The organism is Gluconobacter oxydans, assembly GCF_006539685.1.
GTDB classification, from domain to species: Bacteria; Pseudomonadota; Alphaproteobacteria; order Acetobacterales; family Acetobacteraceae; genus Gluconobacter; species Gluconobacter oxydans.
In genome coordinates this window covers 86,888-108,264 of record NZ_BJNM01000002.1, presented here as the reverse complement: position 1 = coordinate 108,264, position 21,377 = coordinate 86,888, and the positions used below count along the sequence as shown (strand labels likewise).

Genomic DNA, 21,377 nt, shown 5'->3' with positions numbered 1-21,377 from the left:
GAAGCACTCATGAAAAAGTACCTGATGCTTGCCGCCGCAGCCGGTCTGCTGGCAACGTCGATCACGACGGCCGAAGCAGAACCGGGTGGCTGCCTCAAATACGGCGCTGCCGGCGCCGTTGGTGGACATGTCGCCAACCATCATGGCGTCCTGGGCGCCATGGGCGGCTGTGCAACCGGCATGTATGTGCGTCATCGTTACCGCAAGGAAGCCCGCGCAAAGGCTGCCCTGTACGACAAGGAACATCCGGGCGCGAAGGGCACCTACATCGAGAAGGCCACCGCCTACGATGTCGAGCACTCGACCTCCCCCGGCCAGATGAACAGCACGACCCAGCCGGGCGCTGCCGCTCCGGCTCCGGGAGCTCCCGCGGCTCCGGCCACGCAGCCGCAGCAGTAAGATCCTGCCAGTCCATTACGGCTGACGGTGTCGGGCTCCCGAAAGGGGGCCCGATCTGCGTTCAGGGGTGCTGCACGGCAATATCCGGAGCACTGTCGCGCTTGTCCTGCGCCTCGACATACATCCGCAGCACCGACGGATACCGCGCCCGCGTCACCCGCTCCAGCGCCGAAACTCCCTGCTCCACCTGCCCGGCCGTCAGCGTATCGTCCCAGTCCAGCGACAGCAGGACAATGATGCTCCCCGGCCCCCGCGCCTCGGTCACGACCTCGTTGACCCCGACCACGCCCGGCAGCTTCGCCGCCTGCGCCCGCACGAACGCATCGATTTCCGGACTGCTCTCCCCGACCAGCAGGGAGCGCGTCTCGTTCGTCAGCAGCACCGCAACAATCACCAGAACCACCCCGATGAGCAGCGACGCCACCCCATCGAGCACATGCCACCCCGTCACGACGGACAGCACGGTGAAGACCAGCGCGATCGTCAGACTGACCAGCGCCGCCCCATCTTCGAACAGCACGACAAACAGCCCCGGATCGGTACTGCGGCGAATCATGGTCCACAGGGAGCCTTTCCCGGACGGCAGGGATTTCATGGCCGCCAGAAACCCGTAGCCTTCCATGCTGCCCGAAATCCCGAGAATGGCGACATTCAGCCACCAGCCGGGAAAGACATGCCCCAGCACCCGGACCTGATCCATCGCAGCAGGATGCCAGACCTTCTCCCAGCCCTCATGCAGGGAGGCGACCCCGCCGCCAATGAACAGCGCACCCGCCACCACCAGCGTCCAGAAATAAAGCTCCCGGTGATGCCCCAGCGGATGCTCCTTCGTCGCCGGAGCCGCCGCACGCTTCATGCCCACCAGCAGCAGAAGCTGGTTGCCGCAGTCGACAAAGGAATGAACCGTCTCCGCCAGCATCGCGGCCGACCCGGTCAGTAGAGCCGCCACACCCTTCACGCAGGCAATCGCAAGATTGACCCCCAGCGCAATGAAAACGACCTTCGTTGAACCACCTGCCGACATTCTGGCCTCATCCGCAAAACAGGATTTCAGAGTGAGGACCTCGCCGCCGCGCTGTCAAACCCTGCCCACCCTATTGCAGGCTTCCCAACGCATCATCGCCGTCATGGCCCTGCTGGACACGCGTCAGTTCATCCACAAGACAGAGCCGCCCGCCACGGAACTGATAGAACGCCACCACCCGGATCACGCTCCGCGCCCCCGACGGCCGGGTCGCCGAAGCCAGATGAACCGTCGCCGCCCGATCCGCCTCACAGACCAGATGCAGGATATCGATTTCCAGAGACGAAAGTCCCTCCCGCAGAGCCAACGCATGAGCGCGAAAATTCGCCAGCGTCATTTCCCGCCCATCCACAAGCTGCCGATAATCGGGCGTCATGAACGCCGTCAGCGCATCCAGATCGGACCCGAAATCCGCAAACATGGTGAACATGTCCCGGATGATCTTTTCCGGCGCATGATCGACCACCCCAATATGTCCTGACATGCCCGCCCCCTATTTCAGCCCGCTGTCCTGCCGCGCACGCTCCAGCAGCACGACGAAATCCCGCCCGGCATCCCCGGCACTGATCGCACTCAGCAACCGGTCCCGTACCACCGAGGCATAAGGCAGTGGCACAGCATGCTCACCTCCAGCCTTGAGGAACATCTCCATGTCCTTGAGCCCCAGCGTCACCGGCGCGCCCGGATGGTCATACTCATGATCGACCATCAGCTTTCCGTAATTCTTGTGGACCGGCGCATTGTAGAAACTGCCCGTCATGATCTCGAAAATCTTATGCGGATCCGTCCCGGCCTTTTCATTCAGCGCAAAGACTTCCGCCATCTGCTCGATCGTCGAATAGATCATGAAGTTCAGAGACAGCTTGGCCAGATTGGCCTGAACCGGATCCTGCCCCACTTCAAAAATCTTCGACCCGAAACACTCCAGCAAAGGCCGCAGACGCTTCAGCGCCTCATCCGCACACGCCGTCACGACGAACAGCTCACCCGCCTTTGCGGCTGGCGGGCGCCCCAGCACATTCGCACTGACATAAACCTGCCCATGTTCCGCATGCCCGTCCCGCAGACGGCGCGCCTGCTCCAGGGACAGCGTACTGCTGCACGCATGAATACCGCCCGGCGCCAGAGCCGTGGCAATTCCGTGCTCCCCGAAAACAGCCTCTTCCGTGCTCGCATCATCAAACAGCATGGAGAACACGGCCTCCACCTGCCGCGCCACATCCGCAGGCGTTTCGGCAAAAACAGCACCCTGTGCCACCAGATCATCCGCCTTCGCACGCGTCCTGTTGGTCACGACAAGCTCATGCCCTCCCTTGAGAAGACGCTCCGCCATCGCATGCCCCATGGCCCCGAGGCCCACAAAGCCGACTTTCATGATCCTGATCTCCCGCTGAACACTCCGTTCAGGTTTCAAACCCGCCCGGAGACCACAGTTCTAGCGAAAGTCATTTTGGCGTTCTCACGCTCTCAGGCCATAGTTCGACTCATGTGCGCCAATTCCTTCATGACCCCTGCCGCCGCAGACTGCCCAGACGCCGGAACGCCGTGGCTCCTTGGTGGACACATGAAGCAGGAAACGCGCCGGATCGCCGAACGCCACGCCCATGCACGCGGCCAGATCTTCGGTATTGAAAGCGGCGTCATGGCCATCCGTACCGAGCATGCCTACTGGCTGATCGGCCCCGGCCAGTGCCTCTGGCTTCCGCCTCACATTCCGCACGAAGCCCGCTCCCACGGCGCCGTCGCGGGCTGGAGCCTGTATGTCAGCGCAGCGCGATGCTCCAACCTGCCGGACGAACCCTTTCTCGCTGGCGGAACACGCCTCCTCACCGCTCTGGCGGACCGTCTCTCCCACGACGCCGACGAAACACGATGGGACGCCCAGATCAGCTGCCTTGCGGAATGTTTCTGGCACGAGTTTCTGGCCGCCCCACGCGCCTCCGTGTCCCTGCCTTTCCCGAAAAGCGAACAGTTCTGCCGCGTCGCCAACACCCTGAGCGACAACCCCGCAGACAATCGGGACCAGAAAGACTGGGCCGAACTCGCCGCCATGTCGCTCCGCTCTTTCGTCCGTCATTTCACGCTTGAGACGGGACTGCCATTCTCGGTCTGGCGACAGCGCCTGCGCATCCTGAACGCTCAGGAAAAACTGGCCCGCGGTGAGAGCGTGGCCAGCGTGGCACTGGACGTCGGCTATGAAAGCCTCGGCGCCTTCGCCACGGCCTTCCACAAAAACACGGGCTACCGGCCCAGCGATTACGCCAGGCTCTGCCGGACACCCTGAAAACAGAAAAGCCGCCCCCGAAGGAACGGCTTTTTCGTCACACGATACGACTGATCAACGGATCAGGCCGAAAGATGCGCCTTCACCAGCGCACTGGCCTTCGCCGGGTCCAGATCCGCGCCAAAACGCTCCTTCAGCGCGGCCATGACCTTGCCCATGTCCTTCATGCCGGCCGCTTCCGTCTTCTTCACGGCGTCTTCAATTCCGGCCTTCAGCGTGGCTTCGTCCAGCTCCGGCGGCAGGTAGGACTTGATCGTCGCGATCTCGCCCTCTTCCTTTTCCGCCAGCTCCGGACGGCCACCTTCACGATACATCGTGGCGGATTCCGTGCGGGACTTGATCATGGAGCGCAGGGCGGAAATGATGTCCGTATCCGTCACCTCAGCACTCTTGGCGCGGGCGGCAACGTCCAGATCCTTGATCTTGGCCGTGATCCCGCGGATCTGGGCCACCGTCTCGGACTGACCGGCCTTCATGGCTGTCTTGAGGTCATCCATGATCTGCTTGCGAAGCGACATCGCCGTTCTCCTTACATCGGACAGCCCGCAGGAAACTCCCTCGGCGAGCCGTCCCTCATTCCTTGAATGGCGGCAAAATCGCACAAAAGCCGGTTTGCAACAATCCGGCAGCCCCTGTGGCCGCAAAACAAGCCATTCGGAAAAAACTTCCCACCCCGTTCCGAAACGCAAAACAGGCAGTGGGAAAAAACTTCCCATTCCGTTTCCGATCCCTTATTCAGAGCCCCCAGAAGTACATCCGGCAGCCAGCAACGGGGCGACCATGGACATCGACAGAATCATCGAAAAAGCCGGAGGCGCGGACGAAATCGCCGCTCTTGCCGGCGTCGGACTGGAAGCCGTCCGCAAGTGGCGCCAGTCCCGCATGGTCCCGACCAAGCACTGGCCGGCCCTGCTGCGCGTGCCGGGAATCGCCCTGCAGGATCTGACAGCAGACCTCACCACGACTGAAACCCAGCAAGAACAAGAAAGAGAGACGGACGTGTCCAATCCCTGCCCTCCCGGCGCCAACGCCGCCCTTGTCCTTGCCGATGGGACGGTCCTGTGGGGCCGTGGCTTCGGTGCCCATACCGAAGGCGCCGTCGGAGAACTCTGCTTCTCCACCGGCATGACCGGCTATCAGGAAACCCTGACCGATCCGTCCTTCGCCGGACAGATCGTGACCTTCACCTTCCCGCATATCGGCAATGTCGGCACCAACGCCGATGACAACGAGGCCCCGAAGATGGCCGCCCTCGGTGCCGTCGTGAAGGAAGACATCACCGCCCCGGCAAGCTGGCGCTCCCACGAGCCCTTCGCCGCATGGCTCCGCGATCATGGCCGTGCGGGCATCAGCGGCATCGATACCCGCGCCATCACTCGCACCCTGCGCGACAACGGCCCGCAGACCGCCATCCTCGCTTTCCCAGAAAACGGCCGTATCGACACGGACAGCCTGCTGAACCGCGCCCGCCAGTGGCCCGGCCTCGAAGGTATGGACCTCGCAAAGGAAGTAACCCGGCCCAAGCGGGTCTGGACCGAAGGCGTGTGGCACTCCACAAAGCCTGTGCGCGAAAACCGCCGCCGCGTCGTCGCCATGGATTACGGTGCCAAGGACAACATCCTGCGCTGCCTCGTGACCGCCGGCTGTGACGTCACCGTCCTGCCCGCCACGGCCACGGCCGAAGAAATTCTGGAACTCAGGCCCGAAGGCGTGTTCCTCTCCAACGGCCCCGGCGATCCGGCCGCGACCGGCACCTATGCCGTCCCCGCCATCCGCAAGGTTCTGGACGCAAACGTTCCCGTCTTCGGCATCTGCCTCGGCCACCAGCTTCTCGCACAGGCACTGGGCGGCAAGACCTACAAGCTGGAGCGCGGCCATCGCGGCGCCAACCAGCCGGTCAAGGACGTCGAGACCGGCCGCGTGGAAATCACCAGCCAGAACCACGGTTTCGCCGTGGACGAGAAGTCGCTGCCTGCCGATGTGAAGGTGACGCATGTGAGCCTGTTCGACGGCTCCAACGAAGGCATCGCGTCGACCACGAAAGACGCCTTCTCCGTCCAGTACCACCCCGAGGCGAGCCCCGGCCCGTCCGACAGTTTCTATCTTTTCGAGCGTTTCGTCGCGGTCATGGACCGTCGCGCCGCCAACAGCACGAACGCAGGAGCCTGAGCCATGCCAAAACGGACAGACATTTCGTCCATCCTGATCATCGGCGCTGGCCCGATCGTCATCGGACAGGCCTGCGAATTCGACTATTCCGGCGCACAGGCCTGCAAGGCCCTGCGTGAGGAAGGCTATCGCGTCATCCTGATCAACTCGAACCCCGCCACCATCATGACCGATCCCGGTCTGGCGGATGCGACCTATATCGAGCCGATCACCCCGGAATTCGTCGAGCGCATCATCCTCAAGGAAAAGCCCGACGCCGTCCTGCCGACGATGGGTGGCCAGACCGCCCTGAACGCCGCCATGGCGCTCGACAAGTCCGGCTTCCTCAAAAAGCACAATGTGGAACTGATCGGCGCGGACGCGGAAGTCATCGACCGCGCGGAAGACCGCCAGAAGTTCCGTGAAGCCATGGACGAGATCGGGATCGAAAGCCCCCGCAGCACCATCGCCCATACGCTTGAAGAAGCCCGCGCGGCACTGGCCGATGTCGGCCTGCCCGCCATCATCCGCCCGTCCTTCACCATGGGCGGCGCAGGTGGCGGCATCGCCTATAACCGTGAAGAGTTCGACCAGATCGTCACGGGCGGCCTCGATGCCTCGCCCACGACCGAAGTCCTGATCGAAGAATCCGTTCTCGGCTGGAAAGAATACGAGATGGAAGTGGTCCGCGACACCGCGGATAACTGCATCATCATCTGCTCCATCGAAAACATCGACCCGATGGGTGTGCATACCGGTGACTCCATCACCGTCGCCCCCGCCCTGACGCTGACCGACAAGGAATATCAGCGTATGCGGGACGCCTCGATCGCGTGCCTGCGCAAGATCGGCGTCGAGACCGGCGGCTCCAACGTGCAGTTCGGCGTCAATCCAAAGGACGGCCGTCTGGTCGTCATCGAGATGAACCCTCGCGTCTCCCGTTCTTCGGCGCTGGCATCGAAAGCCACCGGCTTTCCGATCGCCAAGATCGCCGCCAAGCTGGCCGTTGGCTACACGCTGGACGAACTCAAGAACGACATCACGAAAACGACCCCGGCCTCCTTCGAGCCGACGATCGACTATGTCGTCGCCAAGATCCCCCGCTTCACCTTCGAGAAGTTCCCCGGCTCCCCCGCCCTGCTCTCGACGTCCATGAAGTCGGTCGGTGAAGCCATGTCGGTCGGCCGCTCATTCGCCGAAGCCATCCAGAAGGGCCTGCGCTCAATGGAAACCGGCCTCACCGGCCTCGATCCGGTCGAAGCCCTCGGCGACGGTTCACACAACGCCTATCTCGCCGCTCTGGCCGAGCCGCGCCCCGAGCGCATCCTGATGGCCGCACAGGCCCTGCGCGCCGGGCTGTCCGTCGAGCAGATCAACGAAGCCTGCAAGTTCGAGCCGTGGTTCCTGCGCCAGCTGGAAGACATCGTGGCCTCCGAGCGCGAGATCGAAAAGAACGGCCTGCCGAAGGACGCCTACAACCTGCGCCGCCTCAAGGCCCAGGGCTTCTCCGACGCCCAGCTCGCCCGCCTCTCAGACCAGAGCGTCAAAGATGTTGCAGCCCTGCGCGAAAAACTGGCTGTCACGCCGGTCTATCGCCGCATCGACACCTGTGCCGCCGAATTCGCTTCCGACACCCCCTACCTGTACTCGACCTATGAAGGCGGGTTCGGCACCCCGGACTGCGAAAGCCGCCCGACGAACCGCGACAAGATCGTCATCCTCGGCGGTGGCCCGAACCGTATCGGTCAGGGCATCGAGTTCGACTATTGCTGCGTCCATGCCGCTTACGCCCTGCGCGAAGCCGGTTTCGAGACGGTCATGGTCAACTGCAACCCCGAGACGGTCTCCACCGATTACGACACCTCGGACCGCCTGTATTTCGAACCCCTGACCGCCGAGGACGTGATCGCCCTGATCCGCACCGAAGCAAAGGGCGGCAAGGTTCTGGGCTGTATCGTGCAGTATGGCGGCCAGACCCCGCTCAAGCTGTCCCGCGCGCTTGAAGAAGCCGGCATCCCGCTGCTCGGCACCCCGGCCGACGCGATCGACCGCGCCGAAGACCGCGAGCGCTTCCAGGCCATGCTCCGCAAGCTCGGCCTGCGCCAGCCCCGCAATGGCATCGCCCGCAGCCCGGCAGAAGCCGAGAAGATCGCGGAAGAGGTCGGCTACCCGGTCGTCGCCCGTCCGTCCTACGTTCTGGGCGGCCGTGCGATGGAAATCGTCTATGACAAGCCGGGCCTCAAACGCTACCTCAACGAAGTCCTGCGCGCTGCCGGCCCCGAAGTCTCGACCGGCCCCGTCCTGCTCGACCACTATCTTAACGACGCGATCGAAGCGGACGTGGATTGCATCTGCGACGGCGAGAACGTTTATGTCGCAGGCGTCATGGAACATATCGAGGAAGCCGGCATCCATTCCGGTGACTCCGCCTGCTCCCTGCCACCCTACACGCTCTCCCCGGCACTGGGGACGGAACTGCGCTCGCAGACCGAAGCCATGGCCCGCGAACTGGGCATCCGTGGCCTGATGAATGTGCAGTACGCCATCAAGGATCAGGAAGTCTTCGTGCTCGAAGTGAACCCGCGTGCCTCCCGGACCGTGCCCTTCGTCGCCAAGGCTACCGGCGTTCCGGTTGCCAAGATCGGCGCACGCGTCATGGCCGGTGCGAAGCTGACCGAGTTCCAGCTTGATGGCGGTGCGGTCTCTCCGCATGTCGCGGTCAAGGAAGCCGTGTTCCCGTTCCATCGCTTTGCCAATGCCGACACGATCCTCGGCCCGGAAATGCGGTCCACGGGCGAAGTCATGGGGCTGGATTCCAGCTTCGAGCGCGCCTTTGCCAAGTCGCAGCTTGCAGCCGGCGTGACGCTGCCACTTTCGGGTACGGTGTTCCTCTCTGTTCGCGACAGCGACAAGGCGCATGTCCAGCCGCTGGCCCGCAAGCTGGTCGCCATGGGCTTCACGATCCTCGCCACCAGCGGCACGGCAGCCCGTCTGGAGGACGCCGATATTCCCGTAAAGCGCGTGAATAAGGTGATGCAGGGCCGTCCGAACTGTGTGGACTCTATCCGCTCGGGTGACGTGCAGATGGTCATCAACACCTCGCAGGGTGGTCAGGCCGCGCAGGACAGCTACGAAATCCGTCGCAGCGCCCTGACCATGGGCGTCCCGCACTACACCACGATCGCTGGTGCCCGCGCCGCGACCTATGCCATCGCGGTCCTGAAGGAAGACAATCTGGGCGTCGCCCCGCTCCAATCCTACTTCAAGGGTAAGTTCTGACCCTATCGACACCCTTCCGGCCCGGCTGTCCCACAAGGGGATCACAGCCTTTCCGGAAGGGGTCATCGGGCTTGTCGCGCAAAGGAGGGAGCGGATAGTCTGGACGTCCCGGAACTCCACTCTCCATGCAGGACATCATGATGCTCAGGCTCGCCATCAGCGGTTTTCCGCTTCGGACCGATCTTATGGTCTATCTAGCGGTTGCGGCCCTGGCGGCCATCGAGATCGGACTGTGGCTGACACTGCCCACACCGATGCTCTGGATCTTCTTTATCGGCGTCCTCTTCATCCAGTTCAGACTGCTGAAGCGCTGCCTTGCAGGCGACCATTTCATCGCCGGTCCCGCCGGACTGTCGTTTCTGGTCATCGTCCTGATCCTCGATCATTTTCATCAGGGCGTGATTTCGTCGCATGAACTGATGCGACACTACCTGTCCCATGGCGTCATCCACAGCAACAATCCCCATGCCCATGACGTTCCCGACCTGTGGGATACCAATGAGACGTCCGTGCATATCGGGATGGGACAGCGGTTTCTCATCAGCGTGAAAATGGCCATTTTCTTTGCAGCCGGGCTCGCCGCCTGCTTTGGCTGGCTGGTCCTGAGCGAACGCCAGAAGAAAGCCTGATCTTACACAGACTGCCTCGCGCCGGGCCTGCACTTTCACGCAGTTCAGCCCATGAGCCACCCCGGCCTATGGGAACAGCATCAGGCCTGACATACACAGGCATCATACCGCCCCACCTTGCAAAAAACCCCGGCAAACCCTAGGTTGTCTGGCTTCATCATAATTTCAGTCACGCTTTTTCGAGGATTTCAGAGTGCAGAAGATCCCCATGACCGCGAAGGGACAGCAGCGTCTCGAAGACGAGCTGCGGACCCTCAAGAGCGTTGACCGCCCGGCCGTCATCCGTGCCATTGCAGAAGCCCGCGAACATGGTGACCTGTCCGAAAACGCCGAGTACCACGCCGCCCGTGACCGCCAGTCCTTCATCGAAGGCCGCGTTCTGGAGCTGGAAGGCATCATCTCCAATGCCGAGGTGATTGACCCTTCGACGCTGACCGGAACGCGCGTCCGTTTTGGCGCGCATATCGAACTCGTCGACGAAGAGACCGACAAGGAAGCCCTGTACCAGATCGTTGGCGTTCATGAGGCCGACATCAAGCAGGGCCTGATCTCGATTTCCTCGCCTCTGGCCAAGGCCCTGATCGGCAAGGATGTCGGTGACTCCGTTTCCGTTCCCGCCCCTGGCGGAGACCGGACCTATGAAATCCTCAAGGTCACATATCGCTGATGTCTGACGTCCTGACGTCCACCACCCCTGTCGTGACCATCGCGGACATCGAGAGCGCCCATGAGCGCATCGCGTCCACGGTGGTCCGCACGCCGACCATCGCCTGCCCGGCCCTTTCCCGGCTGACAGGCGCGGAGATTACGCTCAAGCTCGAAAACCTTCAGGCGATCGGCTCCTTCAAGGAGCGCGGAGCGGCCAACAAGATGGCCCTCCTGACGCCGGAAGAGCGGGCGCGCGGCGTCATTACCGTCTCGGCAGGCAACCACGCACAGGGTGTGGCCCGTCAGGCCAGTCTTCTTGGTATTGATGCGACCATCGTCATGCCGCGCTTCACGCCGGCCACCAAGGTCGCGGCAACGCAGGCCTGGGGCGCGAATGTCGTGCTCGCAGGGGACGATTTCGCACAGGCCAGCGAGACCGCTGCCGAGCTCCAGAAGCAGGACGGCCGCGTTCTCGTCCACCCGTTCAATGATCCGGCCGTCATCGCCGGTCAGGGCACTGCGGCGCTGGAGCTTCTGGAAGATGCTCCGGACATCGATACGGTCGTCGTGCCCGTGGGCGGCGGTGGCCTGATCGGTGGGTTTGCGACCGTCATGGCGGCGCTGCGTCCGGATGTCGAGGTCATTGGGGTACAGGTCGAGGCCTATGCCTCGCTGTCAAACTACCCGCAGGAAGACGGCCCGACTCAGGGCGGCTCAACCATCGCGGAAGGTATCGCCGTCACAAGGCTCGGCGATCACTGCCTGAACGCCTTTCGCAACAAGATCTCGAAGATCCTCGTTGTCAGCGAGCTTCAGGTCGAAAGCTCCATCACGACGCTGGCTGAAAAGGCCAAGCAGGTCTGTGAAGGTGCGGGCGCCACGGGCCTTGCTGCAGTTCTGGCCTATCCGGAGCTGTTCAAGGGACGCCGCGTTGCCCTGCCCCTGTCTGGCGGCAACATCAACGCCCGTATCCTTGCCAACACAATCCTGCGCTCCCTTCTCCGGGACGGACGGATCCTGCGGCTGATCTTCCAGATCCCCGACCGTCCAGGCATGCTGGCGGATATTTCGGCCCGCATCGGCAATTATGGCGGAAACATCATCGAAGTCTCCCATCACCGCCTGTTCGCCTCCCCGTCCGTTCAGACGGCCGAACTGCTGGTGATGGTGGAAGCCCGCGACACCGAACATGCCCACCAGATCGAGACCGATCTGGCACGGCATTACATCGTCCGGCGCGACTGAATTTTCAGAGACCGTCCACGATAACGACGTTATAGGGCCCGGCCTTCCAGCGATGCGCGGCGGCCTGCTGATAGGCCGGGCTTACATACCAGGCCCGGGCCGAGGCCGCGTCCGGAAACTCGATGATCACGACACCATCAGGCTCGGTGCCTTCAAGTTTCTCCTGCTTGCCGTAAGCAGCGAGGATCTTGGCTGGAAAACCCTTGAAGGTCTCACCCACCACTTCCGAATATTTCTGGAATTCGGCCGGGTCGGTCAGCTTTTCACGAATGAATACAGCATAGGCAGGCATGGAACGCTCCCTTCTGGATGAGCCTCCATACCCGCCACAAAACCGCGGAAGTTTCAGCACACAAGAGCGTGTGCCAAAGCCTCAGCGCGTACCGAACAGACGGTCACCCGCATCGCCGAGGCCCGGAACGATATAGCCGTGCTCGTCCAGATGACTGTCGATCGAACAGGTCACGATCTGCACATCCGGATGCAGTTCCGCCATGTGGGCAATGCCCTCGGGAACTGCCAGCAGGCAGGCGAAGATCGGGTTCGTCGCACCGGCAGCCTTCACGCGCGTCAGCGCAGCAGCGGCGGAGTGCCCTGTTGCCAGCATCGGATCGAGCACGATGCAGGTCCGTCCCGGAACATCGCTGGGCATGTTGAAATAGTATTCGCTGACTTCCAGCGTCTCGTGATCGCGGCGCAGACCGATATGGCCGACACGCGCGGACGGCACCAGATCCAGCATGCCATCCAGCAGACCATTACCGGCGCGCAGGATGGAAACGAAACACAGCTTCTTGCCGTCCAGTTCCTCGCCTTCCATCGGGCCGCTCGGCGCCTCGATATGCCGCGGCGCCAGCGACAGATTGCGCGTGGCTTCGTAGGCCAGCAGCAGGCTCAGTTCGCGCGTCAGGCGGCGGAAACCGGCTGTGGACGTATTATGGTCACGCAGACGGGTCAGCTTGTGGCGCACCAGCGGGTGGTCGAGGACGATAGGCGGCAGCGCCTGACTCATGCTTTTTCTCCTTCGGCCGGGCGGAAATCGAGCGCCAGACCGTTCATGCAGTAACGAAGTCCCGTAGGCGGCGGACCATCGGGAAAGACGTGCCCCAGATGGCCCTTGCAGTTCGCGCAGTGGACTTCGGTGCGGACCATGCCATAGCGGCTGTCCTGCGTGGTTTCGACGCCATCCGGCAGAGCCTGGAAGAACGAGGGCCAGCCACTGCCGCTATCATATTTCGTTTCCGAAGCAAAAAGCGGGCGCCCGCAGGCCGCACAGGCATAAATCCCCGCGCGCTTCTCATCATTGAGGGGACTGGAGCCGGGTCGTTCCGTTCCGTGTTCGTGAAGGATACGCCGCTGTTCCGGTGTCAGGCCAACACCGCAACCGCCACCGGTCTGCCCGTTCGGGCCGCAACTCTGGGTCATGCTGGTTCTCCGGAAAATCTGAAAGGCGTCTTCTGACGATGTATGAAAGCGCGGCCGTATTTTGTCACGCATCTTAAGCTGTCATGACGCAACCCGACACGAAGACGCCCGTTAGGGATTGCACAACATCAAGACGGAAGGATCCGGTCATGAGTTCCATCGAAGACAAGATCAAGGGCGTTGCCAATCAGGTGACCGGCAAGGTCAAGGAAGAAGTCGGTCACATGACGAACGACAAGGAACTTGAAGGCGAAGGCGTGGCCCAGAACCTCAAGGGCAAGGTCCAGAAGACCACGGGCGACGCCAAGAATGCGGTCAAGAGCGGCATCGACAAGCTCTGAAGCCTGTCCCCCCGATCACAATGCAACGCCCGCCGTCATGGCGGGCGTTCGCATTTGTGGGGAATGATGGCATGATGGACAACAGTCCCATTCCTCCTTTCCTGCAGGAGACATCCCATGTCCGCATCTTCGACACCCCGCCCCGTCATGCTCGTCATTCTCGACGGCTTCGGCTGGCGCGAGGATGAGTCCGACAATGCGGTCCGTCTCGCAAACACTCCGACCTTCGACACCCTCTGGGCCACAAGCCCCCACGCCTTCCTGAAAACCTCGGGCGAGGATGTCGGCCTGCCGGACGGGCAGATGGGCAATTCCGAAGTCGGACATCTGAATATCGGCGCCGGCCGTGTCGTAATGCAGGAACTCCCCCGCATCTCCCGCAGCGCCCGGGACGGCTCCCTGGCACAGAACCCCGCACTTCTGGAGTTCATCGCTGCTCTGAAGGCGTCTGGCGGAACCTGCCACCTCATGGGCCTGATCTCGCCCGGTGGTGTGCATGCCCATCAGGATCATGTGGTCGCCCTGACAAAAATCGTCAGCGCAGCGGGTGTGCCCGTGGCCGTTCACATCTTCAGCGATGGTCGCGATACGGCGCCGCGCTCGGGTGAGGACTTCATCGGGAAATTCCTGAAGGAGCTGCCTGACAGCGTGCAGATCGCAACGCTGAGCGGCCGCTATTACGCCATGGATCGCGATCGCCGCTGGGAGCGCGTCGCCCTCGCCGTCGAGGCCATCCGGGACGCGAAAGGTCCCCACGCGAAGGATGCGCTCTCGGCCCTTCAGGCCAGCTACGCCAGCGACAAGGGAGACGAATTCGTTCTTCCCACCGTTCTGGGCGATTACGCCGGCATGAAGGACGGAGACGGTATTCTGGCCTGTAATTTCCGCGCAGACCGCATCCGCCAGCTGCTCGACGTCCTCGTCCTGCCGGATTTCACGGAGTATGACAGTGGCCGGAAGGTGAAATTCGCAGCCGTCTGCGGCATGTCGCGCTATTCCGACCATCTGGCACCTTACATGAGCATCCTGTTCCCCAAGGTGCCGCTCGATGACCTGCTTGGAGACGTGGTCGCCAAGGCCGGCCGGACCCAGCTCCGCATGGCCGAAACGGAGAAATATCCGCACGTCACCTACTTCCTGAACGGTGGCCGCGAAGTCCAGTTCGACGGTGAAGAGCGCATTCTGGTCCCCTCCCCCAAGGTTGCGACCTACGATCTTCAGCCCGAAATGTCCGCCCCCGAACTGACGGACAAGGCCGTCGCTGCCATCGAAAGCGGCAAATTCGACATGATCGTCCTGAACTTCGCCAATCCGGACATGGTCGGTCACACCGGCTCCCTGTCCGCCGCCATCAAGGCCTGCGAGACCGTCGATCAGGGGCTGGGCCGCATCAATGATGCCATCGTCAAAGCAGGCGGCGTTCTGCTCGTCACCGCCGATCACGGCAACTGCGAAACCATGCGAGACCCCGTGACGGGGGGCGCACACACGTCCCACACGCTCAACGTGGTGCCCGTCATCCTGGCGCATGCCAGGGGGGAGACCATCCATGACGGCCGTCTGGCCGATCTGGCACCGACCATGCTGGCGCTGATGGGCGTGAAACAGCCTGATGCTATGACGGGTGTCTCTCTGCTTGAAAGCGCCTGATCCGCGATATCTCCTGCCGCTCGCCCTGCTCCTGTCGCCTGCCTGGGCGACAGCACGGCATGCGTCTCATCATCACCTCCAACATACGGGAAAACCGGCGGCCACCGCGCCCAGCGAGGGCCAGAAAGCCCTCGCCCGCGCCCAGGCCGCGCGACGCGCTCTGGAAAAACGGCAGGCGGATGAAGCAGCAGCCCTGAAGGCAAAACAGATTGCCTCGGCACAAGCCGAAGCAAAGGCGCGGCAGGACAGTGCACGCACCCTCGCCTTCACGGCCCAGACCCACACGGCCCAGTCCGCCGTAGATACGACCCAGAGCCGCATTCTTGCACTCAAGGCCAGTATTGCGGAACTGATGGACAAGCGGACGGCTGTCGAAGCGGATATCCGCCAGCAGAATGCCGCCCTGCAACCGCTGCTTCCCGTCGCAGCACGCCTGTCCATCGCACCGGATGCCGCACTGCTGGCCTCTCCGGAAACAGCGTCGGAAAGCGTCACCGCGCTCTCCGTCCTCGGTGGCTTCTCCCGCCTGACGCAGCAACGTGCCCAGGCGCTTCAGTCGCGCGAAGACGAACTGCATGCAATCGGCATTGATCTGGACAACCGGCAAAAAGAACTAGCAGATCTCCTCGCGCAGCAGACCCGCGAGCGCAATGCGGCCGCAGCCCGGACCCGAATTGCGGCACGGCAGGAAGCCGTCGCGGATCAGGGCGCCCAGAAGGCCCGCAAGGCCGTGGCCGACGCCATGCAGGCCGCAGCGGATCTGTCCGCTGAAATCGACGCGCTTGTCCGGCAGGAAGCCGAGGCCCGCGCCGAGCTGGAAAAGGAAGCCGCCGCCCTGACACGTCAGCACCAGCTCGAACGCGCCCGCCATGCACGGTCGCAGGCCCAAGCGCTCTCTTCGGCCGGACAGGGCGTTTCCAGCGGCAGTGGTCACGCCCCCGTCTCAGGCCGTGTTGCCGTCCGCTGGGGCCAGACGACCGAAGCCGGCCCCGCAACCGGCATCACCTACGCCGCCCTCTCTTCCGCACCCGTACAGGCCCCCTGCACGGGCCGAGTCGAATTTGCCGGCCCCTTTCGCTCCTTCGGACAGATGCTGATCCTGGACTGCGGGCGGAATTACCGCTTCGTGCTTTCCGGACTGGGACAGCTGAATGTTTCGGGTGGCCAAAGCATCAGGAAAGCTGCCACACTGGGCCAGATGCCTGCTTCCGACGGAATGCTTTTTGTCCAGCTCCGGCATGGTACGCAGGTTGTCAGTCCCGCTCCTTTCCTCTGATCCGGTTTGCCGAGCGCGTCTGACCTTGTAGGATCGTTTCTTAATAATTTGGCAACCCGAACCGGCCTAGTCTGCCTCCGAGGCGACGACGGTCAGTACGTTCCTTCGTTCCCGAGGATGGAGATCACATGAAGTTTCGCAGTGGCCTGTTGCTGGGCACCGCCTTTCTGGCCGGACTGGCCGTCGGACCGGGAGCCCTGCGTCTTGCTGGCTCCGGCGACTTTCCGGGTGCAGCCCTCGCCCGTGAAATCTCCCATGACAACAGCGCGGAAACCGTCCGTCTGCTGACGCTGCTGGGAACGGTCATGGACGTGGTGAAGGCGGAATATGTCCACCCCGTCTCCGACAAGGACCTGATCAATAACGCGCTTGACGGGATGGTGGGCAATCTCGATCCCCATTCGTCCTACATGACGGCGGCCCAGTTCCACGACATGCAGACCGAGATCTCGGGCAAGTTCGGCGGTCTGGGCCTTCAGGTTCAGGGTGAATCCGGACATGTCCGCGTGGTCTCCCCGATCGACGGAACCCCGGCCGCACGCGCTGGCATCCAGCCCGGCGACTTTATCACGATGGTGGACCACAAGAGCATTGATGACCTGACGCTTGATCAGGCCGTCCGCAAGATGCGTGGTGATCCGGGCACGAAAATCAGCCTGACGATCGTGCGCCCCAAGACGGGTAAGACGCTCACTTTCGACATGACGCGTGAGATCGTGCACGTCCAGATCGTGAAGTCCGCGCTGTATGGCAGCACGGGTTATATCCGCCTGACCGAGTTCGATGATGATCTCGAAAGCGCCATGCATGCCGCGTTCGACAAGCTCAAGGCACAGGCTACCAAGGCGTCGGGCGGCAAGCTGACCGGTATCATCCTTGACCTGCGCTCCAATCCGGGGGGCAAGCTCGATCAGGCCATTGCCGTTTCGGACGACTTCATCAAGGACGGTGAAATCGTCTCGATCCGTGGCCGTCATGCCGAGAATAACCAGCGCTGGGATGCCAAGGGCACGGACATCACCAATGGCCTGCCGATCGTCGTCCTGACGAATGGCGGTTCGGCCTCGGCCAGTGAAATCGTGGCCGGCGCTTTGAAGGATCATCACCGTGCCATCATTCTTGGCGAAAAGACCTTCGGCAAAGGTTCGGTCCAGACCCTCATTCCCATTGGCGACCAGGGTGCCGTACGTCTGACGACAGCGCGTTATTACACGCCGTCCGGCCGCTCCATTCAGGGACTTGGCATCACGCCCGATATCCCTGTGGCCGAGACCAAGGATGATGATGCGTATGGTTATCGTGAGGCCGATCTGTCCCATATCCTGACGAATATCGGCGGCAACCGGACGAACGAAACGCCGCGCACCGATATTCCGCCGATCGCAAAATCCATTCCGAAGATGCCGGATGCCAGCTGGCCCGCGTTCGATGCCACGAAGCCTGCAACCGATTTCCAGCTTCAGCAGGCGATCAAGGTGATCAACGCCATGGCGGGCCTCTCAAACCCTGCGCCGGCCACCGCGCCGGCAACAGAGGTCAAGGCTGCCGCGCCGACCGCCCCCAAACCGCCTGAAGCCCACCACTGACAAGGACATCCCGGATCGTGCAGAACCGTCCCGCCTCCAGCCGACCAGGGCTCTGGCAACGACTTCCCGTTATTGGACGCCTTCTGATCGCGTTCTGGGCCGTTCTTCTGGCCGGTGGAGCCGGCGCAGCGGCGTTTCTGTGGCACCAGCAGAAACCTGCTGTTCTCGCCAAGGTTACTCCGCAGTCGAAACCGCCTCTGCCTGCGCAGCCCACCTCCCCGGCCAATTCCTCCATTGTTTCCACTCCGGCACCAAAAGAGACAACGGTGGCAGCCGCTGGAGCGCAGGCCACCGCCGCTCCGGTTGTGGCAAAGCCGGCTGACATGGCGTTACCGACAGTGGCGACCCCCATTCCCGCCAAGGCTGTCCCGCCTTCACCAGCGGGATCTTCGACCGCTGTGACACAACAGGCCCTGCCACCGGTCGTGTCCTCTGCCGCTTCCCCTTCTCCACAAGCATCAGCGCCCCTCCCGACCGACAAAACCGCCATCGCAATCGTGCTGCAGGGATTTGGCTATTCCGATGCCCTGACCTACGACGTTCTTTCGCGTATTCCCGCGCCTGTGGCAGTTGGGATTTCGCCTTATGTCAGCAATATCAGCGACATCATTGCGCGGGCCCATGCCAGCCACAGGGAAGTCTATGTCACCCTTCCCATGCAGAGCGCCCATCCCGAACGGGTCGATGAAGGCCCACATGCGCTGGGATATGGAAACTCCGCTGCTGACGATCAGCGCGAACTGGAATGGTGCCTCTCCCGTGCCGCTGGCGCGGAAGGACTGACGGATGCGTCTGAAAACGGGGACGACCAGCCGGGCGGCGGCTACGCGACTTCGCCCGATTTCTCCCCGATTGCCAGTGCCATCAGCAGCAAGGGCCTGCTCTATCTGGCAGGCTCCGCGCAGGATGGCCGTCGCACGCGCGGGATGACGGCCACTGCCTGGATCGACGGGGATACCGACGCCGCCACTCTGGACAGCCGTCTCGCTGCCCTGCTGCCTCAGGATGGAAAGCCGGCAAAGATCCTGCTGATGGTCGGGCCGATCACGCCTGTCATGATCGACCGTCTCGCAAACTGGCTTAAAGGCCCGGCCGCGCAGAACTTCGTCGTTGTACCGCCATCGGCTTTCGCGGATAGCGGCATCAGCAACGATCAGGCCGCCAATCTTTCACCTTCCAATCCGGTAGCGCCCCTATGACCGATCCCATGACCCTTCCCTACCGCCCGAATGTGGGAATTGCGCTCTTCAACCGTGACGGCAAGCTGTTCATCGCCCGGCGCACAGACCTTCCGGGGGACGTCTGGCAGTGCCCACAGGGCGGTATTGATGAAGGTGAGACACCACAGGTCGCTGCCCTGCGGGAAATGGGAGAAGAAATCGGAACCCAGAACGCGCGCATTCTGGCCGAACGGAGTGGCTGGCTTTCCTATGATCTGCCGTCCGACCTGATCGGAAAGGCCCTGGGGGGACGTTTCCGGGGGCAGACCCAGAAATGGTTCGTGATGGGTTACGAAGGACAGGATTCCGATATCCGTCTGGACCTTCAGGACCCGCCCGAATTCGACGCCTGGGAGTGGGTCGACCCGCAGGCGGTTCTGAACCGCAATCTGGGCTTCAAGAAAGCCCTCTATGCCGAGCTGATTCCTGAACTGGCAGCCCTTTTTCAGGCTGCTGCCAGGGACTGGGTCCGCACCAGCCGCGCATAAAGGCCGTCCTTGCGGAGAAGTTCGGCATGGGTGCCAGCTTCGGCAACGGCCCCCTGATCCATCACAACGATCAGATCGGCAGCCTGCACGGTGGAAAGCCGGTGCGCGACGATCACTGTCGTGCGGCCTGAACGCAGGTTTGCCAGAGCATTCTGCACCCGCGCCTCGCTTTCGGAATCAAGCGCACTCGTCGCTTCATCCAGCAGCAGGATACGCGGGTTACGAAGCAGGGCGCGGGCCAGAGCCACGCGCTGACGCTGGCCACCGGACAGTCGGCGTCCTCCCGGCCCGACCCGGGTTTCCAGACCGGCCGGCAGATTATCGAGGAAATCGACCGCCGCCATGGCACAGGCCTTTTCGACCTCGCTACGGGATGCGGAAGGCCGCCCAATCCAGATATTTTCAAGCACGGACATGTCAAACAGGGTCGTATCCTGACTGACATACGCAATGGCGTCCCGAAGGGAGGACAGGGTCAGATCCCGCAGATCCACGCCTTCAAGACGGATGCTGCCCGCGCTGACATCGTGCAGACGCGGGATCAGGGAAAGTGCTGTGGATTTTCCGGCACCGCTCGGCCCTACGAGCGCAACGGTTTTCCCAGGCTGAACCTCGAAGGTGAGGTTCTGCAGACCGACCCTCCCATCCTCGTAACGATAGCTGGCCTGCTGAAACGCCAGATGTCCTTTTCCGGACGGCAGGGATTTCGCGTTCGGACGTTCCACAACAGCCGGGGGTTCATCGATCACGGCAAAAACCCGCGACAGACCAGCCAGCCCTTCCTGAAGAGCCGTATTGAGTGAACCCAGCGCCCGGATCGGCCGGGCGGCAGTCAGGAGAGCGGCAATAAAGGCGGTGAAGTCCCCCAGTGTCGCACCACCCTGGGCCGCGCGCCAGCCCGCAAAGCCCAGCACGGCAGCCACAGCGGCACCACCCAGAACCTCCAGAACCGGATCGACACGCGCGCGCCCTTTGGCAATCCGCAGGAAGGCCGAGTGCAGCAGATCCAGCGAGTGATCGACGCGCGTGCTTTCCCGCTCTTCCATCCGGTAGATGCGGACCTGCCGGGCCAGGGCAAAACTTTCGTTGAGCAGGGCCGAGGTCTCGCCGATCTGCTCCTGCATGCCGCCCGAGGCCCGGCGCACTTTCTTGCCCAGCTTCTGGATGGGTACGGCCGCGACCGGGTAGAGCACGAGCGCAATCAGGCTCAGTTCCCAGTCCGTGACGATCATGGAAATGACGAGCCCCACCACCGTCACCGCATCACCGAGCGCATTGACCACACGGATCATGGCCTCGCGGATCGAAATGGCATCCGTGGTGAAACGGGCGGCCCATTTGGCGGGGGCATCCTTTTCGATGGTCGAGACGTCCGCCTGAAGTGCATGGGCGAACATGCGCGACTGCAACCCGCGGATTACAGCCAGAACCAGTCCCTGCACGGCGATCGTCTGCCCGTACTGGGACGCGGCTTTCAGTCCAGTCACGATCACGACCAGAGCCGGCACCTGATAGAGGATTCGGGAATCATGCGCCGCGAACATGTCCACGGCCCGCTTGATGACCGCGGGATAAAGCGCGGTCAGCCCTGCCATCAGGACCGTCAGAACAATGACGGAAATGATCCGTCCCACATGCTGGCGCATTTCCTCACGCCAGATGCGTTTCATCAGGACGCGGCTGTCCGTATCAAGAGCTGTCGTTTTCGTCATATCGGGGGGTTTAGCAGGCCTTG

At 62.6% G+C, this 21,377-nt stretch carries 21 protein-coding genes; 13 read left to right on the top strand and 8 right to left on the bottom strand.

Annotation, left to right across the window (positions count from 1 at the left end; all coding sequences use genetic code 11):
- The first annotated feature begins 9 nt into the window (after positions 1-9).
- The gene (locus tag GOX01_RS01415; RefSeq protein ID WP_034954607.1) at positions 10-399 is read left to right on the top strand and encodes a hypothetical protein; all 390 of its coding nucleotides are present in this window, start codon (positions 10-12) and stop codon (positions 397-399) included.
- Between the two features lie 61 nt (positions 400-460).
- On the opposite strand, the gene GOX01_RS01410 is transcribed toward GOX01_RS01415, so the two are convergent.
- The 3 genes from GOX01_RS01410 to GOX01_RS01400 all read right to left on the bottom strand — a co-directional run bounded on the left by GOX01_RS01410 (position 461) and on the right by GOX01_RS01400 (position 2,837).
- Positions 461-1,423 carry a cation diffusion facilitator family transporter gene (locus GOX01_RS01410; RefSeq protein ID WP_011251903.1) on the bottom strand — a complete coding sequence of 321 codons (963 nt, stop codon included), beginning with the start codon at positions 1,421-1,423 and terminating at the stop codon, positions 461-463.
- Positions 1,424-1,493: 70 nt separating this feature from the next.
- Positions 1,494-1,907 (bottom strand): nuclear transport factor 2 family protein, encoded by a 414-nt coding sequence (locus GOX01_RS01405; RefSeq protein WP_011251904.1) that lies wholly within the window; start codon positions 1,905-1,907, stop codon positions 1,494-1,496.
- A gap of 9 nt (positions 1,908-1,916) precedes the next feature.
- Positions 1,917-2,837, bottom strand: a complete 921-nt coding sequence (locus GOX01_RS01400; RefSeq protein ID WP_327049917.1) for an NAD(P)-dependent oxidoreductase — start codon at positions 2,835-2,837, stop codon at positions 1,917-1,919.
- A 90-nt stretch (positions 2,838-2,927) separates the two neighbouring features.
- Between GOX01_RS01400 and GOX01_RS01395 the strand changes: the two genes are divergently transcribed.
- The gene (locus GOX01_RS01395) at positions 2,928-3,707 is read left to right on the top strand and encodes an AraC family transcriptional regulator (protein ID WP_011251906.1); all 780 of its coding nucleotides are present in this window, start codon (positions 2,928-2,930) and stop codon (positions 3,705-3,707) included.
- A 62-nt stretch (positions 3,708-3,769) separates the two neighbouring features.
- Here GOX01_RS01395 and GOX01_RS01390 read toward each other — a convergent pair whose 3' ends face one another.
- Positions 3,770-4,225 carry a GatB/YqeY domain-containing protein gene (locus tag GOX01_RS01390; protein WP_041110791.1) on the bottom strand — a complete coding sequence of 152 codons (456 nt, stop codon included), beginning with the start codon at positions 4,223-4,225 and terminating at the stop codon, positions 3,770-3,772.
- Positions 4,226-4,487: 262 nt separating this feature from the next.
- On the opposite strand from GOX01_RS01390, the gene carA reads away from it, so the two are divergent.
- The 5 genes from carA to GOX01_RS01365 all read left to right on the top strand — a co-directional run bounded on the left by carA (position 4,488) and on the right by GOX01_RS01365 (position 11,656).
- Positions 4,488-5,876 (top strand): glutamine-hydrolyzing carbamoyl-phosphate synthase small subunit, encoded by a 1,389-nt coding sequence (gene carA / locus GOX01_RS01385; protein ID WP_024717231.1) that lies wholly within the window; start codon positions 4,488-4,490, stop codon positions 5,874-5,876.
- A gap of 3 nt (positions 5,877-5,879) precedes the next feature.
- On the top strand, positions 5,880-9,134 hold the full coding sequence (carB, locus tag GOX01_RS01380; RefSeq protein WP_062269815.1) for a carbamoyl-phosphate synthase large subunit: 3,255 nt from the start codon (positions 5,880-5,882) through the stop codon (positions 9,132-9,134).
- 125 nt (positions 9,135-9,259) lie between these two features.
- A complete protein-coding gene (locus GOX01_RS01375) occupies positions 9,260-9,763 on the top strand; it encodes a hypothetical protein (RefSeq protein ID WP_062269813.1) in 504 nt (167 codons plus the stop codon).
- Positions 9,764-9,956: 193 nt separating this feature from the next.
- The gene (gene greA / locus GOX01_RS01370) at positions 9,957-10,430 is read left to right on the top strand and encodes a transcription elongation factor GreA (protein ID WP_011251910.1); all 474 of its coding nucleotides are present in this window, start codon (positions 9,957-9,959) and stop codon (positions 10,428-10,430) included.
- Positions 10,430-11,656: a threonine ammonia-lyase gene (locus tag GOX01_RS01365; protein WP_011251911.1), complete on the top strand. Its 1,227-nt coding sequence runs from the start codon at positions 10,430-10,432 to the stop codon at positions 11,654-11,656. Before greA ends, GOX01_RS01365 begins: the two co-directional genes overlap by 1 nt.
- Positions 11,657-11,660: 4 nt before the next feature.
- Here GOX01_RS01365 and GOX01_RS01360 read toward each other — a convergent pair whose 3' ends face one another.
- The 3 genes from GOX01_RS01360 to msrB all read right to left on the bottom strand — a co-directional run bounded on the left by GOX01_RS01360 (position 11,661) and on the right by msrB (position 13,081).
- Positions 11,661-11,948, bottom strand: a complete 288-nt coding sequence (locus GOX01_RS01360) for a DUF1330 domain-containing protein (RefSeq protein WP_062269812.1) — start codon at positions 11,946-11,948, stop codon at positions 11,661-11,663.
- An 81-nt stretch (positions 11,949-12,029) separates the two neighbouring features.
- On the bottom strand, positions 12,030-12,668 hold the full coding sequence (gene upp / locus GOX01_RS01355; protein ID WP_011251913.1) for a uracil phosphoribosyltransferase: 639 nt from the start codon (positions 12,666-12,668) through the stop codon (positions 12,030-12,032).
- A complete protein-coding gene (gene msrB / locus GOX01_RS01350; protein ID WP_011251914.1) occupies positions 12,665-13,081 on the bottom strand; it encodes a peptide-methionine (R)-S-oxide reductase MsrB in 417 nt (138 codons plus the stop codon). Before msrB ends, upp begins: the two co-directional genes overlap by 4 nt.
- Positions 13,082-13,230: 149 nt before the next feature.
- On the opposite strand from msrB, the gene GOX01_RS01345 reads away from it, so the two are divergent.
- From GOX01_RS01345 to GOX01_RS01320, 6 genes are all read left to right on the top strand, one after another.
- The gene (locus tag GOX01_RS01345; protein ID WP_011251915.1) at positions 13,231-13,422 is read left to right on the top strand and encodes a CsbD family protein; all 192 of its coding nucleotides are present in this window, start codon (positions 13,231-13,233) and stop codon (positions 13,420-13,422) included.
- A gap of 117 nt (positions 13,423-13,539) precedes the next feature.
- Entirely contained in the window at positions 13,540-15,072 is a 1,533-nt protein-coding gene (gpmI, locus tag GOX01_RS01340; RefSeq protein WP_011251916.1) for a 2,3-bisphosphoglycerate-independent phosphoglycerate mutase, read from the top strand.
- Positions 15,059-16,348 (top strand): murein hydrolase activator EnvC family protein, encoded by a 1,290-nt coding sequence (locus GOX01_RS01335; RefSeq protein ID WP_024717233.1) that lies wholly within the window; start codon positions 15,059-15,061, stop codon positions 16,346-16,348. The genes gpmI and GOX01_RS01335 overlap by 14 nt, the downstream gene beginning before the upstream one ends.
- Positions 16,349-16,476: 128 nt before the next feature.
- Positions 16,477-17,934: a S41 family peptidase gene (locus tag GOX01_RS01330; RefSeq protein ID WP_011251918.1), complete on the top strand. Its 1,458-nt coding sequence runs from the start codon at positions 16,477-16,479 to the stop codon at positions 17,932-17,934.
- Between the two features lie 17 nt (positions 17,935-17,951).
- Positions 17,952-19,133, top strand: a complete 1,182-nt coding sequence (locus tag GOX01_RS01325) for a divergent polysaccharide deacetylase family protein (protein ID WP_024717234.1) — start codon at positions 17,952-17,954, stop codon at positions 19,131-19,133.
- The gene (locus GOX01_RS01320; protein ID WP_011251920.1) at positions 19,130-19,642 is read left to right on the top strand and encodes an RNA pyrophosphohydrolase; all 513 of its coding nucleotides are present in this window, start codon (positions 19,130-19,132) and stop codon (positions 19,640-19,642) included. Before GOX01_RS01325 ends, GOX01_RS01320 begins: the two co-directional genes overlap by 4 nt.
- Here GOX01_RS01320 and GOX01_RS01315 read toward each other — a convergent pair.
- A complete protein-coding gene (locus GOX01_RS01315) occupies positions 19,600-21,354 on the bottom strand; it encodes an ABC transporter ATP-binding protein (RefSeq protein ID WP_024717235.1) in 1,755 nt (584 codons plus the stop codon). The two genes, GOX01_RS01320 and GOX01_RS01315, sit on opposite strands and share 43 nt — an antisense overlap.
- Positions 21,355-21,377: the final 23 nt, after the last annotated feature.

What these genes read in the sequence shown, in the direction of transcription:
- GOX01_RS01415 (WP_034954607.1), top strand. Translation starts at nt 10, where the DNA reads ATGAAAAAGTACCTGATGCTTGCCGCCGCAGCCGGTCTGCTGGCAACG.
- GOX01_RS01410 (WP_011251903.1), bottom strand. Translation starts at nt 1,423, where the DNA reads ATGTCGGCAGGTGGTTCAACGAAGGTCGTTTTCATTGCGCTGGGGGTC.
- GOX01_RS01405 (WP_011251904.1), bottom strand. Translation starts at nt 1,907, where the DNA reads ATGTCAGGACATATTGGGGTGGTCGATCATGCGCCGGAAAAGATCATC.
- GOX01_RS01395 (WP_011251906.1), top strand. Translation starts at nt 2,928, where the DNA reads ATGACCCCTGCCGCCGCAGACTGCCCAGACGCCGGAACGCCGTGGCTC.
- GOX01_RS01390 (WP_041110791.1), bottom strand. Translation starts at nt 4,225, where the DNA reads ATGTCGCTTCGCAAGCAGATCATGGATGACCTCAAGACAGCCATGAAG.
- carA (WP_024717231.1), top strand. Translation starts at nt 4,488, where the DNA reads ATGGACATCGACAGAATCATCGAAAAAGCCGGAGGCGCGGACGAAATC.
- carB (WP_062269815.1), top strand. Translation starts at nt 5,880, where the DNA reads ATGCCAAAACGGACAGACATTTCGTCCATCCTGATCATCGGCGCTGGC.
- GOX01_RS01375 (WP_062269813.1), top strand. Translation starts at nt 9,260, where the DNA reads ATGCAGGACATCATGATGCTCAGGCTCGCCATCAGCGGTTTTCCGCTT.
- GOX01_RS01365 (WP_011251911.1), top strand. Translation starts at nt 10,430, where the DNA reads ATGTCTGACGTCCTGACGTCCACCACCCCTGTCGTGACCATCGCGGAC.
- GOX01_RS01360 (WP_062269812.1), bottom strand. Translation starts at nt 11,948, where the DNA reads ATGCCTGCCTATGCTGTATTCATTCGTGAAAAGCTGACCGACCCGGCC.
- upp (WP_011251913.1), bottom strand. Translation starts at nt 12,668, where the DNA reads ATGAGTCAGGCGCTGCCGCCTATCGTCCTCGACCACCCGCTGGTGCGC.
- msrB (WP_011251914.1), bottom strand. Translation starts at nt 13,081, where the DNA reads ATGACCCAGAGTTGCGGCCCGAACGGGCAGACCGGTGGCGGTTGCGGT.
- GOX01_RS01345 (WP_011251915.1), top strand. Translation starts at nt 13,231, where the DNA reads ATGAGTTCCATCGAAGACAAGATCAAGGGCGTTGCCAATCAGGTGACC.
- gpmI (WP_011251916.1), top strand. Translation starts at nt 13,540, where the DNA reads ATGTCCGCATCTTCGACACCCCGCCCCGTCATGCTCGTCATTCTCGAC.
- GOX01_RS01330 (WP_011251918.1), top strand. Translation starts at nt 16,477, where the DNA reads ATGAAGTTTCGCAGTGGCCTGTTGCTGGGCACCGCCTTTCTGGCCGGA.
- GOX01_RS01320 (WP_011251920.1), top strand. Translation starts at nt 19,130, where the DNA reads ATGACCGATCCCATGACCCTTCCCTACCGCCCGAATGTGGGAATTGCG.
- GOX01_RS01315 (WP_024717235.1), bottom strand. Translation starts at nt 21,354, where the DNA reads ATGACGAAAACGACAGCTCTTGATACGGACAGCCGCGTCCTGATGAAA.